This window comes from Prevotella denticola (genome assembly GCF_900454835.1).
Taxonomy (GTDB): domain Bacteria; phylum Bacteroidota; class Bacteroidia; order Bacteroidales; family Bacteroidaceae; genus Prevotella; species Prevotella denticola.
Genome location: NZ_UGTM01000001.1, coordinates 1,816,567 through 1,837,598, shown reverse-complemented (window position 1 = coordinate 1,837,598; position 21,032 = coordinate 1,816,567). Strand labels below are relative to the sequence as shown.

At 52.8% G+C, this 21,032-nt stretch carries 10 protein-coding genes; 3 read left to right on the top strand and 7 right to left on the bottom strand.

Features of this window, described 5'->3' with window-relative positions:
- Positions 1 to 98 precede the first annotated feature (98 nt).
- The 6 genes from DYH27_RS07710 to DYH27_RS07685 all read right to left on the bottom strand — a co-directional run bounded on the left by DYH27_RS07710 (position 99) and on the right by DYH27_RS07685 (position 13,557).
- Positions 99 to 1,532, bottom strand: coding sequence for a DUF4832 domain-containing protein (locus tag DYH27_RS07710; RefSeq protein ID WP_004354032.1), 1,434 nt, complete (start codon positions 1,530 to 1,532; stop codon positions 99 to 101).
- A gap of 23 nt (positions 1,533 to 1,555) precedes the next feature.
- Positions 1,556 to 3,157 carry a glycoside hydrolase family 31 protein gene (locus tag DYH27_RS07705; RefSeq protein ID WP_025067087.1) on the bottom strand — a complete coding sequence of 534 codons (1,602 nt, stop codon included), beginning with the start codon at positions 3,155 to 3,157 and terminating at the stop codon, positions 1,556 to 1,558.
- A gap of 55 nt (positions 3,158 to 3,212) precedes the next feature.
- A complete protein-coding gene (locus tag DYH27_RS07700) occupies positions 3,213 to 7,355 on the bottom strand; it encodes a hybrid sensor histidine kinase/response regulator transcription factor (protein WP_029754927.1) in 4,143 nt (1,380 codons plus the stop codon).
- Between the two features lie 145 nt (positions 7,356 to 7,500).
- Positions 7,501 to 8,598 (bottom strand): DUF5017 domain-containing protein, encoded by a 1,098-nt coding sequence (locus DYH27_RS07695; RefSeq protein ID WP_004354057.1) that lies wholly within the window; start codon positions 8,596 to 8,598, stop codon positions 7,501 to 7,503.
- Positions 8,599 to 8,652: 54 nt separating this feature from the next.
- Entirely contained in the window at positions 8,653 to 10,446 is a 1,794-nt protein-coding gene (locus DYH27_RS07690; protein WP_025067088.1) for a RagB/SusD family nutrient uptake outer membrane protein, read from the bottom strand.
- A 39-nt stretch (positions 10,447 to 10,485) separates the two neighbouring features.
- The gene (locus DYH27_RS07685; protein WP_029216310.1) at positions 10,486 to 13,557 is read right to left on the bottom strand and encodes a SusC/RagA family TonB-linked outer membrane protein; all 3,072 of its coding nucleotides are present in this window, start codon (positions 13,555 to 13,557) and stop codon (positions 10,486 to 10,488) included.
- A 738-nt stretch (positions 13,558 to 14,295) separates the two neighbouring features.
- Between DYH27_RS07685 and DYH27_RS07680 the strand changes: the two genes are divergently transcribed.
- The 3 genes from DYH27_RS07680 to DYH27_RS07670 all read left to right on the top strand — a co-directional run bounded on the left by DYH27_RS07680 (position 14,296) and on the right by DYH27_RS07670 (position 17,900).
- Positions 14,296 to 14,985 (top strand): succinate dehydrogenase/fumarate reductase cytochrome b subunit, encoded by a 690-nt coding sequence (locus DYH27_RS07680; RefSeq protein WP_013670794.1) that lies wholly within the window; start codon positions 14,296 to 14,298, stop codon positions 14,983 to 14,985.
- A gap of 38 nt (positions 14,986 to 15,023) precedes the next feature.
- On the top strand, positions 15,024 to 17,006 hold the full coding sequence (locus DYH27_RS07675; protein WP_007367745.1) for a fumarate reductase/succinate dehydrogenase flavoprotein subunit: 1,983 nt from the start codon (positions 15,024 to 15,026) through the stop codon (positions 17,004 to 17,006).
- Positions 17,007 to 17,141: 135 nt separating this feature from the next.
- Entirely contained in the window at positions 17,142 to 17,900 is a 759-nt protein-coding gene (locus DYH27_RS07670; RefSeq protein WP_004353967.1) for a succinate dehydrogenase/fumarate reductase iron-sulfur subunit, read from the top strand.
- A gap of 551 nt (positions 17,901 to 18,451) precedes the next feature.
- Here the strand turns inward: DYH27_RS07670 and DYH27_RS07665 are convergent.
- On the bottom strand, positions 18,452 to 21,031 hold the full coding sequence (locus DYH27_RS07665) for a peptidase associated/transthyretin-like domain-containing protein (RefSeq protein WP_029754930.1): 2,580 nt from the start codon (positions 21,029 to 21,031) through the stop codon (positions 18,452 to 18,454).
- Position 21,032: the final 1 nt, after the last annotated feature.

Below are 21,032 nucleotides of genomic sequence, written 5' to 3'. Positions count from 1 at the left end.
ACGGTTGAAAAGAAACAGGGACGCACTGCTCATGCGTCCCTGTTTCTTTTCTGCTGCTTCCGCTTTCGGAAGGCTTGATTATCCTTTCTGATATATGTCTATGGCCTTACGATGTTGACGGTACACAGCCTGTTGTAGCCTTCTTTCCTCTGCCAGACCCCTTCATTGGCAAACTGAATGCTGTAAGCAAGGTTGTCGTGCAGTTGTCTGTCGGGGTCAGGGAGGTTGAGAAACACCTCGTACTCCCCTTCCGGCATATCGCCCGGTAAGGTTATGGCGGCCTTCAGGTCTATAGTCTCGCCTGCCATCCAGAAGCGGGGGTCGGCATCCACGTGGAAGGTATATTTCTTCCCTCCTTTCTTCATCTTCAGTATGATTTCCACAGGGCGGGGATTGAAGGGGGCTGCCCATCCCTCGTTCTTTATCTGCAGGTCAATGCTGAAGGGTTTTCCTGTGCGTGGTGTCTTGGTGAATTTACCCTCCTTGAGTACGAAGCGGTACCCCAGTTTCTTCCTGACAGTCGTCATGAAGTTCTGTTTTTCCCATTTTGACAGGACGTCCGGATGATAGTCCTTGTTGAGATAGGACCAGTGATAGGCAGCGAATTCCCTGTACGCATTCCCGATTTCACAGTAGTCGGACGGAGCGCAGGTCTCGCCTCCCATGGGCACATACCGTGATTCCCACATCCAGTATTTGCGGTGTTCGGCCACATCAAGGAAAGTCCCCATGTCGTCGGCCGTGGCGAGGAAACAGTCGTTATGAAAGGAAGTACGGCTGATGTCGCTGCCGTCGTAGGCCGTTGCCCGGCTGATGGTGTCCGTAGGCTGGAGGTTATATACGCCCAGTTTGGCTCTGGGATAGCGGACGGCGACGAACCTGTCCTTGGGCATGACTTCAAGGAGAGCTTCCAGCACCTGCTTCCTCGGTCCGTACTGCGATGCATCTTTCGGCTGGAAGACGTAGTTGTCCGTGTAGTACCATTCTCCCCACACGCCTACGAAACCGGCTTCGAGCACGGCAATTACGTCGGCATACTCCCGGAGGACCGGTTTCAGCTGTTCGATATGGCGTCTGGTGACGTCCCATGGGGCATCCCAGGGCTTGTCTTTTTCCGAGTAGGAATAACAGAAACGTACGATGGCTTTCATACCGCTGTGCCTTATCGCCCTCAGATTACGCCTTATCTTGTTCAGGTAAGGGGCGGAAATGTCCTTGTTACGGAAGTCTCTCATCACGTAAACGGTGAAGATGAGGCTCATTCCCTCATTCCTCAGCTGTTGCAGCTGTTCCAGTGTCAGTTCGTTGTTCTTGTCCGAGTAGAACTCATGGTGTGTGAACATACCCCGTTCGGGATTGATGATTTCTTTGTCCGACGGTGTATAGGCAATGGTTGTCACTGCAGTTTTCCCATCGTTTATGTCCGATGGGCTTTCAGCTGTGACAGATGTGGCTGTGCAGCTGGAGCAGCAACACAGATTGCCGATACCCAGAAGGGTAGCAGCCAGAAGGCTTTTCATATGCTGTTTCATGTTTGCTTTCTTTTCTGATTCGTTTATTTTGATACAGGTTCAAACCATGGCAGGCGGTCCAGGGGAACGTTGATCTGATAGCTTCTGCCGCCCTTGTACAGTTTGCCTTGGTCATCCCTCCACTTTCCCTGCGGAAGTTTCACCGTGCGCTGGGTGCTGGCTGAAGATGCCGGGGCTACGAGATAGCGGTCGCCCAGCATATACTGGTCGTTGACGTTCTCAAATCCCTCGTCCGGATAACTGTAGTCCATGTGGCGTACGATGGGCTCTCCGGTACGGGCTGAAAGTTCTGCCTGCTGTCTGATATAGCCTCCCAGTTCTTCGTGCCACTTGGCAAAGCGGCGGCAGATGGCAAGGTTCTCTTTGCTGAGCATGCGCCATGGTGCTACCGAGAACTGCATGACAGGCATCATGGAATGTATCTGGCAGGAACGGATCATGAGAGCCTGGTTGAACTTCCCGGGGGCGATACCGTAGAAACTGCCGTATTCGCCGCCTCCGATCATGTCCGGACAGGTATAGGCATAGCCCAGCAGTCCGGCTGCGATCATGTCGGGGACGAGCTGGGAAACGCCTTCCCAGGAGTATTTCTTGTCGCCTAAACGTTGAATGAGCGGCTGATTGCCAAGTTCCCAGCAGGCACGCATCTCGTTGTAGGGGAAGTCCAGGGCCATCGTAGCCCACAGTTTCGTCTGTTCAACATCGTATGATTTTCCGTCATATATGTCGACATCTTCTTTCAGGTAGCGTTCCGGATCACCCGCATCGAACTTGAATCCGTCGATGGCATACTTTGCCTGAAGATTCTTGAAAGTTCTCTTGAGGTAGGCGAAAGCCTTGGGATTACTGAGGTCGTACGCAAAACTATGGCCGTTCCACCACCTTACCACGGCAGCGTCTTCCGAGTCCTTCGCCTTTACGAAATAGCCTTCTTTCTCCAGGTCGCGTCCCAGCTTGCTGTCGGGGGACACGAACGGACACACCCAGAGCATCACCTTGAAGCCCATGGCGTGCAGTGTGTCTACCATTGCCTTGGGATCAGGGAAGCGGTCCGGGCGGAATTCCCAGTCGCCGTAATCTTTCTGCCAGTTGTCGTCAATCATCAGTACGCCTGCGGGGAACCCGTTGTCGATAATGGCATGGGCGTATCTCAGAATGTCGTTCTGGTTCTGGTCGTAGGTAAGTTCTATCCAGCTGTTGTAGACAGGCTTGTCGAAAAAGAGAGCCGGAGGGCATTTCCCGGTGGCGGGGAAGTGCTTCTGCATTTCGGCAAGGTAGGCGTCACGCAGGTTCTTTCCTTTCCCTGTGAGGCTGAAGGAGCCTCTGTGGACCTTGACCGTAAGTCTGTTCTTCTCGGCCTTGAGACTGAACGGTCCGTCTGCCCAGACACCTCGTCCCTTGTTGGACACGAGCAGAGGGGCTGCCTGGTTGTTGAAGTTCTGTGTCCGGAGGTCTGCAGCGACCCGATGGAGGTTCAGGGGAGACCGTGTGCCGAGGTCTGTCGCCGCCCCCCACCATGTCTCTCCGGGGAGAATGTCTATCGTCTTTGATGTCTGGGCACAGACACCGGCCGGCACGGATACTGACAATGTCAGTGCGAGTAAATGTGAGATGAATCTTTTCATATAGATTTCTGATATTGTTTGCTGTTGGTTTCTGTCGGTGAATGTGGGCTGCCTTTCAGCGTTTCGTCCTCATGAATTCTGTCGGTGTGACACCGAACTGCTGCTTGAACGAGCGAGTGAAGTAAGACAGGCTGTCTATGCCCACTTCCAGACTGGCTTCTGAAACAGACATATCGCTGCTGATGAGGAGCCGGGCGGCCTTGTCCAGCCTCAGCTTCATGATGTACTTTCCCAGCGACATCCCGGTACTGGTCTTGATGAAATTGTACAGGCTGGTACGGTTTGTTCCCAGCTCGCTGATTACCTGCTGGATGGAAAAGTCGTTGTCGGCAAGGTTGGCCTGTATGATCTGGTTGAAGCGGTCGAAGAACTGCCGGTCTTTTTCGTCTTCGATCTTCTCTCGTATGTTCTCATTGAGCTGCATACTGGTCCGGATGAGGCGGCTCTTGACAATCAGGTTCCGCACCATCACTTTCAGGACACGTGGGTTGTAAGGTTTCGGAATATAGGCGTCGGCACCCAGTTCCAGTCCTTCTATCTGTTTCTCCTCTTGTGTCACTGCCGTCAGGAGGATGATGGGGATATGGCAGGTCGCAATGGCGTTCTTCAGTTTCGCACAGAGTTCCATCCCATCCATGTTCGGCATCATCACATCGGAAATGATGAGGTCCGGATTTGCCGCCTTGCATTTGGCCAGAGCTTCCCGCCCGTCCTTTGCGAGGATTGTATTGTATTCCTTTTTGAAGTATTCCTGCATCATCATCAGCACTTCGCCGTTGTCTTCCACAAGTAGAAGAGAGGGTTTGCTGCCGTCTTGTGTTTCTTCTTCCATCGTTCCGTCGTCTGCAGGCTGGCAGCCGGTAGAAGATGAATCGAACATTTCACGGAGGCTGAAGTCCGTTGACTTTTCCTTTTCCTCATCTTTCAGATAATGAGTGGAGAGGGGCAGGAAGAGGATGGTTTCTGTGCCCAGTCCGAGACTGCTGCTGATGACAATTCCGCCATGATGGCGTGTGACAAGCGACTTCACGAGTGCCAGTCCGATGCCGGTCCCTATGTTCTGCTGGCTGTTGCTCTCCACCTGGTGCAGCCTGTCGAATACCTTGGGCAGTTCCTTTCTGGGGATTCCAGTCCCCGTATCGGCTATGCGGATAATGATCTGTTTCCCCTTCTCCATGGCGGCAGTATATTCATAGAAGTCCTTGTGCAGCGGCAATATGCTGTTGTGTTCGCCTTCTTCGATGCTTATATCGATGCTGCCTCCTTTTGGCGTGTACCGCAGACTGTTTGAAACGATGTTCCTTAAGATCTTGCTTATCTGTTCCTGGTCTATCCATACTTGCAGGTTGGGAGTGTGGACAGTGAGCTGGAGATTGACCCCCACGCTCTCGGCCCACAGGGAGAACTCGCTGCAGAAAGCGGACATATATTCTGTAATGTTCGTCTTCGTGGCGTGCAGACGTAAAGACTTCATGTCTGCACGGTGGAGATCAAGCAGCTCGTTGATCATGTTTGAAAGCAGGCGGGAGTTACGCAGGATGGCATCTACATATCTGTTCTGCCCGGATCTGTCTTCTTCTTTCAACTCGTGTACGGCATGGCTGATCAGCGTGAGAGGAGTGCGGAATTCATGAGAGATGTCCATGAAGAAGCGGGTCTTCATCTGCATCATCTCTTCCCTGTGACGTTCTTTCTGCTTCCGCATGGCTATGAAGTTCTTCATCTGTGTCCATTTGATGAAGTATCTCGTGCCGGTATATATCAGGAAACCTGCTGTCAGCACATAAATGACGTAAGCCCACCACGTTCGCCATAAGGGAGGTGTAACGTAAACCTGCAGCGTATAGACCTCACCGCTCCAGTCGGCCCAGTCTCCGGCTTCAACCACGAGTGTGTGGCTGCCGTAAGGCAGGTTCTGATAGGTGATGGAAGGCTTTTCTCCTGCCTGGATTTCATGCCATTCGTCATAGCCTTCCATTTTGTATCTGAACCGTGTATGCCTTACGGAGTTGTAGTCGAGCGTGGTGAAGGCTACGGTAAAGTTGGTCTCAGGATAGGGAAGTGTTACATTCCGGGTGTATTCGATGTCTGTGTTGAGGACCGTCCCGTTGACCACAAGATGGGTAAAATAGACATGCATGGAGGCAGGCATGCTGTTCTCACTGGCAGGCAGAAAGTAGTTCATGCCATTGGAACCGCCGAAGTAAAGTGTACCTTGTGCATCGCAGGCAGAACTGGAGGTGGCGAAGGTGGGCCCTTGCAGTCCGTCGCTGACATTAAATGTCTTGAATCGTTTTGTCTGTTCGTCAAAGCAGCTCAGGTTGAATCCGCTGCACCATATTCTTCCGTATCTGTCGACTTGGATGGCTTCCATGTCTTCGCTCTCAGCGCCTTCCCTGATGCCGAAATGTTCGGATCTGTAAGTGTATTTGCCGTCAGGACTGTCAAGGAAAGTCACTTTGTTAAGTCCGCTTCCCATCGTTCCCACCCAGTAGACACCCTTTGCGCCCTTGCTGATGGCCCATGTGAAGTTGTTGCTGAGACTGCCGGGAGAATTGTCTGACACATAGCTTACGATGTTCTGGACGTTGCCCCTGCTGTCCAGGATTACCCGGTTCAGTCCTGCTGTCGAAGTGATGATCAGTTCGTTGGCCTCTCTGTCATAGCAGATGTTGTGCAGGTAATTGGTGGAAAGACGGCGGGGCAGGGGCGACTTGGTGGTGAAGGTCATCTTGACAGTCCATTTCCCGTCTGTCTTCTCCATGCACTCCAGCCCGGCATAGGTAGCCGCCCATAGTCTGCCGAATCTGTCGAAACACAGCCAGAAGATGTACCCGCGGTTGCTCGTCGGCAGAATCTGGGTTACTTTTTTCGTGTCCTTGGCTATGACGACAATGTTGTTTCCGATTCCTGCATAGATATGTTGCCTGTCGGTCTGCAGGCAGGTGATGCTGTTCTGCAGCTGCGGTTGGACACAGTAGTCCCATTCTACCTGTTTCGTCTTTGTGTCCAGCCGGCTGATACCGCCGAACTTCCGGCCGATGTATACATATCCGTCGCTGGAGTCATAACATAGCGCACTGATGAATTCTGCACTTCCTGTTGTTGCGGAATATTGCTTCGGACTGTATTTGAGGGTATGGAAGAGTTCCTGGTGAGTATAGGTGTAAGCCACTCCCGACATCCATCCCGACAGCCAGATGTTGTCGTTCCTGTCAATGTAGATGCTGTTGATGTCATTGACAACCGTGTTGGGAAGTGACGAAGAGTGCGTGAAGATATGTACATCCTTGAGGTCGTGTCTGCTGATACGGATGAGCTGGTCGCTGGCTGCCAGCCAGGCATGACGCGTGCTCAGCCTGAGTGCGATCAGTCCGCCGTGTGTCTTGAATGTTCTTTCTGCCTCTTTGTGCAATACGCCGTTTCTGTATGCCTTGTACCTGACGATCCGGTCATAATAGATTGCCCACAGGTATCCGCCTTGGAAGACCATATCGCGCAGTCCGGACAGATCATTGCGGTCGACAGTGCCTGTATAGACAATCCCTTTCCGTGCCTTGTAACGGTAAATGGAAACGGTCCTGTTGCCCGAAAACCATACGATTCCTTTTCCGTTCTCAGCTACTTTGGGGTTTGTCTCGGTGCATAGGAATCCACGGCTGTCACCGATTCTCACAGAACTGACAGTAGGCTGCCGTTTTCCGGATGCAGCCGTCCCCTGCCGTATGTGGATGAGGCGTATCTGCTTGTCGGCAATGAGCCATAGATGGTCTTTCAGGGTAGAACGCCGTATGCTCTTTATATGTTTGAAGAAGTCTGTCCTGACCTTGTCGGCAACATGATAAGCGGTGTATCTCTTCGTATGAGTGTCAAAGCAGGCTAATCCTCCCTCGGTAGCCAGCCAGAGAAAGCGTCCGATGACCTGCATGCTGTACACCCTGTTTACAGGGACGATGTTTCTCTGTTTCACGGTGTACTTGTAAGAGTCGATGGTATAACCGTCAAAGCGGTTGATGCCACGGTGGGTACCGATCCAGATATAGCCCAGAGAATCCTGTACGACACAGGTCGCATTGTCGTGCAACAGTCCGTCTGCTCTTGTGAGATGATGGAAAGAAAGACTGTTCTGGGCTTCAGCGGAAAGGCTGGAGCCCAGAAGAAACATGAAAGACAATAGTATTCGTGTTGCTGTTCTCATCTGGTTATGACATTCAAGTAGCTTGTAAGTGACGGCAGGGGGCAAATCGTCTGGACAGGGAGGTTGTTCCTACGTCGTTGGCGGTAAGGGCAGATATCCGCACGGATGATGACTCCGCACGGATATCAGCGATGTACCCTTATCATCATTTGACGGTGACTTCAATTGTTTTCAATACTTTCCCATATTTGTATTCATCTGCCGATACCTTTCCGGCATAGCCGTGCTTGTAACCGCCGTTGCCGTAGTTCTTTTTGCTGACGGTAGAGCCGATGACCACCACCTTGTAGGTACCGGGCCTGCTGTAAGCATGGCTGTAAGTAACAACACCCGGCCCCGCATTTGTACTTATCGCCTCACCTGTATCGAAAGCCTTGTAGTCGTAGTCGCCGAACGAAACTTTCTGTACGTAGAAGTCGCCTACATAGCCTACATTGCCGTTTGCCGTGAAGAGGAACTGTGCATAAGCCAGCTTCGCCATCTTCTTGCCGGTCCCGTCTTCCCATGCCTTGATGATGCGGGAGAGGTCGACGGTGTAGTCGGTATATGCCGTGTGGGGATTCCAGTAGATGTCCCATACGGTATTGTCACTGAAAGTCACGTCCGTTTCGTTCTCTGCTATCCCTCCGAGCCTGATAACGACAGGGAAGGTGGTGATGTCTGCATTCTTCGTTCCGTTGTCGATGTTGGAGAGATAATCCTTGTCGAAGCGCATACGCAGGGTCATGGTCTTGTTGCTGCCGAGCTTTGTATTGGTGTTGACCCGGATAGCCTGGTACCACCAGTTCGGATGGACGGAAGTTATCTTGACCGCATTCCGGTTGATGGTGTTGTCGTTGACAATGCTGGCTTCAGAACCGATAAGGTTGTCGCCCGAGTTGGCATTGCGCACCTCAAGCAGGTTGTCCTTGACAGTCGTGCTGCCCGCTTCCGTGTCGGCCAGGTCGCATTTGTAAGGCCGGACTTCCGGGTCGGCAGGCCGGTAGTTGTTGTCCTGCAGGTCCTGTTCGGTCTTCCCGGCAAGAATGAAGTCGGCGCTGAGGTCGTAGTTGTGTCCCTGTTCGCCGTTGTAGACGGTGAGCAGCATATCGTTGTGGCTGATGGAGAAAGTGACGGGTTCGCCTACGGCCGCCTCTGTCTTGTCGGCCGTAACGTTGAAGTCTACTTCCGGTGCTTCGCTCTCACATCCGGTGAAGAGGAGTGCCCCCATGAGGGCTGCTATATGGATAGGATATGGTTTCATAAACTGTGATTGTCTGTTTAAACTGTTTTCTACATTGTTCTGCCTGAAAGCCGATCAGTAGCCGGGATTCTGTGTCAGCTTCTTGTTGACATCCATTTCACTCAACGGAACAGGCAGCAGCATATTGCGTTCAGAGATGTTCTCCGGTGCTCCCGGTGTCAGGACATTGCGCTCCGTGGAGCTGATGAAAGGATTGTACTGCCGCCACATCTGCATCTGGGAGACAAGTTTCCCGCGTCTTACCAGGTCGCACCAACGGTCGGTTGTCTCGGCTACCAGTTCACGTGCCCGTTCGTTCAGAATTTCGTTGCGGAAAGCATCGTAGTCGTTCTGGTAGTGGTTGTAGGTCATCGGATTGCGCACTCCGTCATAAATAAAGCCGTAGGAGCCTGGACGCCAGTCGGGGACACAGTCGTCAGCAAGCGAAGCGTAGCTTTTCTTCAGTACTCGGGGAAGCGGGTCCTCATGTATGATGCCGCTGTTGGCAATTCGTGCGCGTTTGCGGACGAGGTTGACGGCATCGTAGGCCGACCGTATGCCTGCACCGCTGAGGTCGGTACCGGTGCTTGGCGTGTAGCTGCCCGGTCCGTGGTTTACCTCGTTATAAGCCTCTGCGTAGATCAGCAGGATGTCGGCATAACGGAGGAGCGGCTCGTCCATGCCGAAGTTGGTGTAATTGTAGGAGCTGGGGTTTGCCAGCGGATAACGGCGGAACTTTCCGATGCTCCACTGCACCCAGTTGTTGTTCTCGGTGGCTTCGCTGAGTTTCTGGTCAGAGCGTGTGTCCCAGTACTTCCGGTAGTCCCATCCCCAGAGCGTTCCGTCTTCCTGCAGCTGTACACGGGGACAGTTCCAGAGCCGGCGTACGGAGTCGCTCGGCTCGTACATCATGCGGTGGAAGTCGGAACTGGAGATGTTGTCCCAGGAACCTCCTTTCTCCTGGCTGCCCCGGATGCCGAACATCATTCCGGTCCAGGTGCCCGTGTTGTCGCCTGTCATGCCTTCCGTGCAGAAGAGCACTTCCTCTCGCGCCTTCTCCTTTGTCTTGGCATCAAAGACGTCAGGATAGTAGTCGCAGAGGCTGTAACGCTGTCCGTCGATGACGGCTTTGGCATAGTCCATGGCCGATTTGAAGTTGCTGTCAGCACTGCCGAGTATCTCCTTGTTGTCGCGCTGGGCCACGCTTCCCAGCCATAGGTGTACCTTTGCAAGGAAGCCGCGGCAGGCATCCTTCGTCATTCTGCCGTACTGATAGCCGTGGGAAGTGTCGCCCTTGTCCATCGTATGCTCCATGCAGTACTTGAAGTCATCGATTATCTGCTTGAACACTTCAGCCTGCGGCGCACGCGGGACCTGCAGGTCGGCAAGTGTCTTCGTCTCTGTGAGGACCAGAGGCACGTCACCGAACCAGCGGACGAGGTCGAAGTAGAGGAAGGCTCTTATCCCTCTGGCCTCTGCGAGGTATCTTTCCCAGTTGGGAATATTGTCTTTCCCGGCCTCGATGCGTTCGATGGCCGAGTTGCAGTCCTTGATGACGGCGTAATGTCCCTGCCACATGGTGGTGATGTAGTTGTTGCTTGCCGTATAGGTGAAGTTGGCAAGGCCGTTCGCCTCGTCCCATGTGGCCCGTTTCAGGAGGTCGTTGGGAATCTCGCGGACTTCATATCCGGTGACATTCGAGCCGGCAAGATTGCGGTAAGCGCCGTTCACGGCCTGCCGTGCCTGTCCCTCGTTCTTGTAGAAGTCCTTGGTGGTGAGTGTGCTCTTCGGTTCCTCCTCCAGGAAGTCGGAGCAGCTGCTTAAGCCCAGAAGAGCGATGGAAGCGACTAAAAGATGATATTTTTTCATTGTCTTGATACTGTTTTGAAAACGATTGGATGAATGCTGTTACAGGCCGATCTCAAGTGACAGTGACACGGAGCGCGGACGGGGATACGGACTCATGTCCAGGCCCGGAGCAATGCGCGAGACGGCTGATACGCCCGTGTTGGCCTCCGGGTCGAAGCCCGAATAGCGGGTGATGGTAAAGAGATTGGATCCGGTCAGGACCACTTTGGCCTTGGAGAGGTTCAGCTTCCGGAGCAGCGTGTGCGGAAAGTCATAGCCCAGCGACAGGGTCTGCAACTTGATGAAAGAGCCGTCCTCCACGAGGTCGCTGCGCATGACGGCCTCGCTCCATGTCCCGGCACCGCTGCGTGGGAAGTTCCTGGACGGATCGTCGCTGCTCCAGATTTCGTTGTTGATGCTCGACATGATGTTGTTGATGTTCGTAGCTCCCTGCAGATAGTAGGCGTTTCCGTTGATGACATCGTTTCCGTATGACCAGCGGAAGAAACAGTAAAGCTCAAGGTTCTTCCATCGCAGCGTGTTCCCGATACCTCCCGTATGGGTCGGGTTGACATCGGCTATCGGCACACGGTCATAGGCGTCGATGACTCCGTCATGGTTGACGTCGACCACCTTCAGCTCTCCCGGCTTGAGGTTGGCACCTGGATAACCGTTGCGGATTTCCGTGTCGTTATTGTACACGCCGTCGCTTATATAGCCGTAATAGGTGCCCACCGGCCTGCCGACACGCAGGAGGACATCGCTGGTGATCTTCGAGTTCAGCCCGCGGTCGTAGAACTGCTGGTACTGTCCTTCGTCAAGGCTGAGGAGCTTGTTCTTGTAGAAGGAGATGTTGAAGTCGGTCGACCATTGCAGCGGACCTCTCAGCCAGTGGGCCGTGAGCTGGAATTCCATACCCTTGTTCTCCAGAGAGCCTGCATTTTTCCATGCGTTGCCGAATCCGGATGTGGAAGGGATGTTCACCTGCAGAAGCATATCGTCGACACGCTTGTAATAGAAGTCGGCGGTCAGCTGCAGGCGGTTCTGCCATACGGCAAGGTCGAACCCGAAGTTGAACTGTTTCTGACTCTCCCATTTGAGGTCGTCATTGGTGATGTTGGTGGGATAACGGCCGATTTCGACGGTATTGCCGTCAAAGACGGCCTTGTTGTCGCCCAGCTGTGACAGCGACTGGTAGGAGGGAATCTGATTGTTACCCGTCATGCCGAAGCTGGTGCGGAAGCGGAGATTGCTGATGAACTCGATGTTGCGGATGAATTCCTCGTTGGAGGCACGCCACGCCAGCGACACTGCGGGGAAGTAACCGAAGCGGTTGTTCCGGCCGAACTTGGAAGACCCGTCCACGCGGAGAGAGGCGTTCATGATGTACTTGTCGTAGTAGTTGTAGGTGGCACGTCCGATCCACGAAACCATCTTGTTGCTGTCGTAGAGGTAGGAAGGCGCATAGGTGACCAGTCCTTTGTTGATGCCGTAGATGCCCTGCAGCATATCTTCAAAGTTCGTTGCCTTGGCATAGAGGTTCTTGCTCCACCATTTGCTCGCTTCGAAGCCGCCCATGAACGAGAAGGAATGCCTGCCCAGCGTCCGGGCATACTGCAGGCGTGCTTCCCATACCCAGCTGTTTTCTTCACGGCTGCCCAGTTCCATGCGTCCCTGTTCTGACTGTCCGAACCAGGTCTCCGAGCCCCATTCACGGGTTGAATTGACGGTGTAGCGGCGGTAAGAACCGCTGGTGTTGAAGGTGAGAGACGGCAGGATGTTGTAAGAGAACCACAGGTTGGAGTTGAGTTCGTCGTATTTGTTGTTGATGTTCACCTGCTCGACGGCTACCAGCGGACTCATGATATTGATGTTGCTGTAGTTCATGATGCCGGCGAATCCCGGATAGAACAGGAACGGCGAGCGCTGCAGGGCGTTGAGCACAACGCCTGCCTGCGACCAGTCGGTGGTAGGATTCCGGTCTTTTGACGTAGAGAAGGATGAGTTCAGCCCGACGCTTGCCTTGTCGCCAAGTTGCTGGGTGAGGTTGAGGCGTGAGGTGAAACGGTCGAAGCGGGAACGGCGGATGACACCGGAATTGTTTACATAGCCGGCGGAGAGCATATAGGTCAATCCCTTTGAGCCGCCCTGCATGCTTGCGTTCAGCTCCGTCTTGTGTGCCGTCTGCGTAATCTCATCGAGCCAGTTGTGTACGGAGGGGTCGTTCCAGCCCTGATTCTCGATGACCTTGTCCCAGAACTGAATGAGGTTGGGACTGTCGTAGGTTCCGTATTTGCGCATCTTGTAGGCATATTCCTCGGGACTCAGGGTCTTGAGCGGAAGGCTGGGCATGAAGTCAAGGCCTGTCGTCAGTCCGAAAGCAAACTTGGGGTGGGCTGATGCCTGCCCCTGCCTGGTGGTAATCAGTACGACGCCGTTGGAGCCTTTCGCACCATAGATAGCGGCTGCCGCTGCATCTTTCAGTATCTCGATGGAGGCAATATCGTTGGGGTTCAGGCCCATCATGGGGTTGTTGGAAAGTCCTGATGTCGTCTCGTCGATGGGCTGGACGGGCATCGGAACGCCGTCAATGACAAACAGCGGCTGGGTGCCGCCGGTGATGGAGTTGACGCCGCGTATGCGGAACTGCATATTGCCGGAGAGTGATCCGTCGGACGACATGACCTGTACGCCGCTCACCTTGCCCTGGAGGGCCTGCAGCACCTGCGATGATCCGCTCTTGGCAAGGTCTTCGACGTTGACAGATGACACCGCCGTGGCTATGTCGCTTTTCTTCTGCAGACCATAGCCGACGACGATTGCCTCGTCCATTTCGTTGAGCGAGGCATCCAGTACGATCGTCAGATTCTGCATCCTGTCAATGGTGACGGACCTGCTCTGGTATCCGATATATGATACCGTCAGCTTTTCCGACTTCTTTGCTGCAATGGAGAACAGGCCGTCTATGTCGGTGACGGTTGCGTTTTTTGTACCATCTACTTTGACGGTAGCACCGACGAGCGGTTCTCCCTGTGCATCCGTTACCTTCCCGGTGACTGTCGGGTTCTGCGCCGTTGCCGTCATGCCCACGCATAGGAACAGCAGCATTAGTAATAGAATCTTTATTCTCATAGGTCGAATAAATATTAAGTTTATGTTTTCAGTTATTGTAATCTGACCGCAAAGATAAGGCTAATAAATGTTATAAATGTTTACTTATAGTACTTTTTATTTGACCGGTTTCTGTTTTTTCTCCTGCTCTGCATGGCTCTGCGGGCTGCTCTCCGATGGCTCCCAAGAGGTGAGAAAATGCTTTTTCGTGCGGATTCATCGCTGCTTTTTCATGATGGAAGCCCTCATGCGGACAGTTCCAAACTGCATACAGACGATTCCCGACCGGTTGGGAATACGGTTCCCAGGCATCGGGAACAGGATTCCCGGCCGTTGGGAACAGACTTCCCGATGCACCGGTCCTCACGGTCAGTGTGGTCTGCTACGGTGCCCGTACCCGCATCTCGCAAGGACAGGCAATAGTCCGTATGCTGGGAACCGGATATGGAATGTACTTTCAAACAGGAAAAAATCACCAAAAGCGGATGATAAGTTTGCATTTGACACATCCTCATTTATTAGGATAGAAGAACGGTCCTTATTTTCCGTCTAAATACTGGATATTTTGATTAAATAACTTTGATAAATCATTAAAATATAGTATTTTTGCAACGCATTACGTATGCGGTTATACCGAATTTTGGGTATTGAAGTGAAAGGACGGATCTCGAGGGGGAGACGGATGACTGTCTTCCCGGCGTGTTGACCTGATGTGGAATAATCATTTTAACAGTTTAAATATTTAAAATCAAAACATTTATGTGGTTAATCAATTCATCTATTGGTAGAAAGGTGATTATGTCTGTGACCGGCATGGCACTGATTCTATTCATGACGTTCCACTGCTGTATGAACCTTGTCGCGCTCTTCTCCGGAAAAGCCTACAACATGATCTGCGAGCTGCTGGGGGCCAACTGGTATGCCGTCGTGGCTACCGTGGCACTGGGGGCACTGGCTGTCTGTCACATCGTCTATGCGTTCATCCTGACGGCGCAGAACCGCCGTGCGCGCGGTGACAACCGTTATGCCGTGACGGAGAAGCCGGCAAGCGTGGAGTGGGCAAGCCAGAACATGCTCGTTCTCGGTATCATCGTGCTGCTGGGCATCGGGCTTCACCTTTTCAACTTCTGGTACAACATGATGTTTGCAGAACTGACGGGGATGGCGGTCAAGATACCGCCCTCGCATGGTTTCGAGTACATCCAGGCAACTTTCGCCAATCCGGTGTATGTCGTTCTCTACATCATCTGGCTCGCTGCCTTGTGGTTCCACCTTTCTCACGGTTTCTGGAGTGCCATGCAGACGGTCGGCATCAACGGTAAGGTATGGTTCAGCCGCTGGAAGACCATCGGTGTCGTTTACGTGACCCTGCTGATGCTCTGCTTCCTCGTTGTAGTACTTGCATTTGCTTTCCATTGTGCGCCGAGCCTTTGCTGCGCTGTTGCGTAATTTAAGTATCTAAATTGAAAATTTAATTCAGAACAATCATGACTAAGACATTAAATTCCAGAATACCAGAAGGACCAGTAGCTGAGAAATGGACCAACTACAAGGCTCATCAGCGTTTGGTTAACCCAAAGAATAAACTGAAACTGGATGTGATCGTTGTCGGTACAGGTCTGGCCGGTGCCAGTGCCGCCGCCTCTCTCGGAGAGATGGGTTTCAACGTACTGAACTTCTGCATCCAGGATTCACCGCGCCGTGCGCACTCCATCGCTGCACAGGGCGGTATCAATGCCGCCAAGAACTATCAGAACGACGGCGACTCTGTTTACCGTCTTTTCTACGATACGGTAAAGGGCGGTGACTACCGGGCACGTGAGGCGAACGTCTACCGTCTGGCGGAAGTGTCGAACGACATCATCGACCAGTGTGTCGCCCAGGGCGTACCTTTCGCCCGTGAGTACGGCGGTATGCTGGCCAACCGTTCATTCGGCGGCGCACAGGTAAGCCGTACCTTCTACGCCAAGGGACAGACCGGCCAGCAGCTGCTGCTCGGTGCTTACTCTTCCTTGAGCGCACAGATCCAGGCCGGGAAGGTGAAGCTCTATACCCGCTACGAGATGGAGGATGTCGTCATCGTAGACGGTCATGCACGGGGCATCATCGCCAAGAACCTCATCACCGGTAAGCTGGAACGCTTCTCTGCCAATGCCGTTGTGATTGCCACCGGCGGTTACGGAAACACCTACTTCCTGTCGACCAACGCCATGGGCTGCAACTGTACGGCTGCCATCCAGTGCTACCGCAAGGGCGCTTACATGGCGAATCCTTCTTACGTGCAGATTCATCCGACCTGTATCCCTGTACACGGTGACAAGCAGTCGAAGCTGACCCTGATGTCAGAGTCTCTGCGTAACGACGGCCGCATCTGGGTTCCTAAGAAGCTCGAAGATGCCAAGGCATTGCAGGCCGGTACGAAGAAAGGGTCTGATATACCCGAGGAAGACCGCGACTACTATCTGGAGCGTCGTTATCCGGCATTCGGCAACCTCGTGCCGCGTGACGTTGCATCGCGTGCTGCCAAGGAGCGTTGCGACAAGGGCTTCGGTGTCAACAACACCGGTCTGGCTGTGTTCCTCGACTTCTCCGAGTCGATCAACCGTCTCGGCATCGACACGATTCTGCAGCGTTACGGTAACCTCTTCGATATGTACGAGGAGATTACAGATGTCAATCCGGGTGAGGTTGCCAATGAAATCAACGGCGTGAAGTACTACAATCCGATGATGATCTTCCCCGCTATCCACTACACGATGGGTGGTATCTGGGTCGACTACGAACTGATGACGACCGTGCCGGGCCTGTTCTCAATCGGCGAGTGCAACTTCTCCGACCACGGTGCCAACCGTCTGGGAGCGTCTGCACTGATGCAGGGACTGGCCGATGGCTACTTCGTATTGCCATACACTATCCAGAACTACCTTGCCGACCAGGCTCTTTGGGGCAGGATTCCGACCGACCGTCCTGAGTTCGATGAGGCAGAGAAGGCCGTCGATGCGGAAATCGACCGGCTGATGGGCATCCACGGCAAGCGTTCTGTCGACTCCATCCACAAGGAACTCGGTCACATCATGTGGGAGCATGTGGGTATGGGACGCACCAAGGAAGGTCTTGAAGAGGGTCTGAAGCAGCTGAAGGCACTGCGTGAGGAGTTCAACACGAACCTCTTCATTCCTGGAAAGAAGGAAGGTCTGAACGTCGAACTCGACAAGGCAATCCACCTCCGTGACTTCATCCTCATGGGCGAGCTTGTCGCTTACGATGCACTGCACCGTGAAGAGAGCTGCGGCGGTCACTTCCGCGAAGAACACCAGACAGAGGAAGGCGAGGCCAAACGTGATGACGAGCACTTCTTCTATGTCGGCTGCTGGGAGTATCAGGGTGATGACACCAAGGCTCCGGAGCTGATCAAGGAACCGCTCGAGTATGAGGCAATCAAGGTACAAACACGTAACTATAAGAATTAGCAGACGAGTTGACGGGCGGACGAGTTGACAAGTTGTTAGCTTGTTCTACCAAGACATTTGTTCCTAAATTAGATTTCAGACAAATAACTTGTTTACTTCACAACTTGTTTACTTGTCAACTAAAACATAAATACAATGGCAAAAAATATATCATTCACAATCAAGTATTGGAAGCAGAACGGCCCGCAGGACCAGGGCCATTTCGATACACATGAGATGAAGAACATCCCGGATGACACTTCATTCCTTGAGATGCTCGATATTCTCAACGAAGAGCTTATTGCGTCCGGCGACGAACCTTTCGTCTTCGACCACGACTGCCGCGAGGGTATCTGCGGTATGTGCTCGCTCTACATCAACGGTACTCCGCACGGCAAGACCGAGCGTGGAGCGACGACCTGCCAGCTCTATATGCGCCGCTTCAACGACGGCGACATCATCACTGTCGAGCCGTGGCGTTCGGCCGGTTTCCCGGTCATCAAGGACTGTATGGTAGACCGCTCCGCTTTCGACAAGATCATCCAGGCCGGTGGTTACACGTCCATCCGTACCGGTCAGGCACAGGATGCCAATGCCATCCTCATTCCCAAGGAGAATGCCGATGAGGCTATGGACTGTGCGACTTGTATCGGTTGCGGAGCCTGCGTGGCAGCCTGCAAGAACGGTTCTGCCATGCTCTTCGTTTCCTCCAAGGTCAGCCAGCTGGCTCTTCTGCCGCAGGGGAAACCCGAGGCTGCCAAGCGTGCCAAGGCGATGGTTGCCAAAATGGATGAGGTGGGCTTCGGTAACTGCACCAATACCCGTGCCTGTGAGGCTGTCTGCCCTAAGAACGAGAAGATTGCCAACATCGCCCGCCTGAACCGTGAGTTCATCAAAGCGAAGTTCGCAGACTGATGGATGACAAGCTTCCGGCATCCGCCTGACGGACTGCCGCCATGCTTCTTCAAAAGACAGAATCCCGTGATTCCCTATGGAGTTGCGGGATTTTCTGTTGGTAGAATCCTGTCATCCCTGTCAGTATCATCAATTGGAGTTGCAGGGCCTTCTTCCGGGTGGATAAAAGTGGAGGGTCGGTAATCACAGGATTAACCAGAACACGAGCGGGAACGGACGATGCAGGAGAACGGTGATGATATCGTGCCGAAGCCGTTGTGAAGCATGACCGCCGAAACCTTCAGTGTGTCTGTTCAGCGGCCTGACTGAACTGTTGTTGCAAAGTCTTTTCATGTACAGAAGCAATTCTTTTCATGAAAAGAAATATTTTTCTTCATGAAAAGAAATATTTTTCTTCGTGAAAAGAAATGATTGTTTTCGTGAAAGGAAATTGGACTTGTTACCGTTCTGTCGCTGTCCCGACATTGGCGACAGTCGGAACAGGTGTGCCTTTCTATCTGGAAGAGGATGCTTCTAAGTGGTGGAGAACGTTTCTCAGGATATATGTGTCTTTATAGTCTCAACTGTAGGCGGAGGATTACTTCACGCCCACGTAAGGGCAGGGATGTGTTGAGAATATTGATTCCTGTGTTCTGTGTAATGCTGTAGGACTTGCTGTTCAACAGGTTCGTTCCTGACAGCCCCAGCTCCCACACATTGTTGATCTTGTAGTTGAAATCGCCATCCAGCAGCCCACAGGTGTGGTAATGTCCATCCATGATTTCGTTTGTAAGGTTATAGAATTTCATCTTCAGTTCCATCTTCTTTGCAGGGAAGAGGTAAAGAGCTGCATTGGTTGTGTAGGAGGAGAGGACATTCTGTCTCATGATACTGCTCCGTTCCCAGTAATATCCGGCTGTGAAAGCAGCTGACAGGCGCAGCCAGGACAGCTTCTGGAAACTTGCAGTGAGTGTTCCGGAGGCTTGGTGGGAATGGTTGTTGACCATGACGCCAGACTGCGAAACAAGATAACTTTCCCTGTTATATGTCGCATCAACCTTTAAGGACAGTCCTATGGGGATGAAAGTCTTGTCCACCATCGCACTTATGGCTGTGTTATGCCGGTGGTTGTCGCCTTTTACCCACGTCATGATTGTCATCGAGTCATTGTATTCATAGTGGCTGTAAGCCTCGCTTTTCGTATCAGAGCAGGCAAGCGAAAGGTTTGCAAACAGCATGGTTGCGAGGTTACGGTAGCGGATATGGAACGAAGTGTACAGATGGGTGGACTTGTAGATGTCATTTCCTGTTACTTGTATGTTTCTGTATCCCTCTCTCAAAGGTTTCTGGGCATAGAAGTCAAGAGAGTTGCCGTCGGTTGAGAAAGAGGAAAAGAGGTTCACCGTCAGTGTGCTTGTCAGTTCTTGCTGCAGGGTCAGGTAGGGCTTGAATGCCATGAAGTTGCGTGCAGACAGCCTGTTGTCTTTCTTTGAAAGGATGATTCTTGTCCATTCCATGGGGAGTCCGAAGGTTACGTAGCTTTGCCTTTTGTGTTTCCACGTATAGCCCGGTTCGCCTTGTAACTTGAATGTACGATGGTGGATGTTGTCCTGGTAGCTGTACGAGTTGTCCCTGTAGTAAGCCTGGAAGGATATATCCAGGTCATTTCCCAGTACAGGGATAGAAGTCATGATAACGTTTCGGGTCATGGCCGACCGTGTTGCAAAGCGTTCTGCCACATTATATAGTGGTAAGGAATCGGAGGCCGCAGTCAGTTCTTCTCTACGGTCAGCGTATCTCAGGAGCGAGTGGATCTGCCACATACTCTTTCCCGATTTGAAAGTAGAAGAAAGATAGTTCCTTATATAAGACGGTTTTATGTGCGCCTGTTCGGTAATTCCGATGCCGTTCGTGACTGCTTGGTTCCCGACTGTCTGTCGTCCGAAGGAGTATTGCAGTTCGTCAGAAAGAAACCTCCACGTGCTGTTTTCTTCGTATTTCAGCGCCGGTATGATGCGAAACGTGCGTTGCTTCATCCATTCTGTGGTTTCCAGTGTAGTCGGGACAAGTCCCCCGTAACGGTTTTCCGTCAATCGGTCGTATCTGGCATGGTCTCCATAGAAAAGCACGTTGCTGCGTAGTGTCGCGTCTTTCGATAGTGTGATGAGGCCGTTGAAGCCAGCACTATAGGACTTGTTCTGCAGGTATCGCTCCTGCGGAAGAGCTTCCTGGCTCATGTCTTCTGATAGAATGCCCTTGGGAAGGGGTTCGTATGCGTCCCGATTATAGATATCGATATGCTCTCTGGTTTCCTTGGAAAGGTCTTTCCCGGTATTGTTCATCTTGGCTGAAACAAGCATCTGCGAATGCTTCATTACCTGTGTGAGAAACAGCCGGTTATCCCAGATGTCTGGTTTTATGCCTGCTCCGCCGGCAATCTCCCCGAAGGGACGGGCCTGATGGCTCTTGTCAAGCCGGATGTTCAGGGCCGCCGACTCTGACGGCTTGCGCCCTTGCAGCATCTTCACAGGCTGGTGGTTCTCCATGACTTCCACGTCACGCACCGCATTGACGGGCATATTGCGGGTTGCCTGGGTATAGTTGTTTCCCATGAGGTCCTGCCCTTCTATATAGAACCGGTTGATGGCACGGCCTTGATAAGACACCGAACCGTTTTCGGCAACCTTGATTCCCGGTAGTTTCCTGAGCACATCTTCTAAGTGGCGGTCGCCTTTCTGCAGGAAAGAACCAACGTTGTAGACCAGCGTGTCACCTTGCTTTCTGATCGGCGGTAGCTTTACGACGACTTCCTTCAATGCTATCTGCTTCGGTGAGAGCAGGATGATTGCCGGCTGACTGCCGTGCTGCTGCAGGTCCGCAACGCTGACTTTACGCCTGCCATAACCCATCATTGAAAATACCAGCACGTCCGCTTTCCCTGCGGTGAGGCTGAGGTGTCCCTTTCCGTCTGCAATCTTGTAGCTCTGCAGCCTGCCGGTCGGGCTGACAACACGGCACATCACGTCAGCCAGCGGCTGTCGGCTGTCAGAGTCCCTGACCTCAACCGCCAGTTTCACCACCGCCTCGTCCTGCTGGGCGAAGCAGGGAAAACAGAGGGCGGAAAGTAGAAGCAGAAGTATGAGCCGGCGCAAA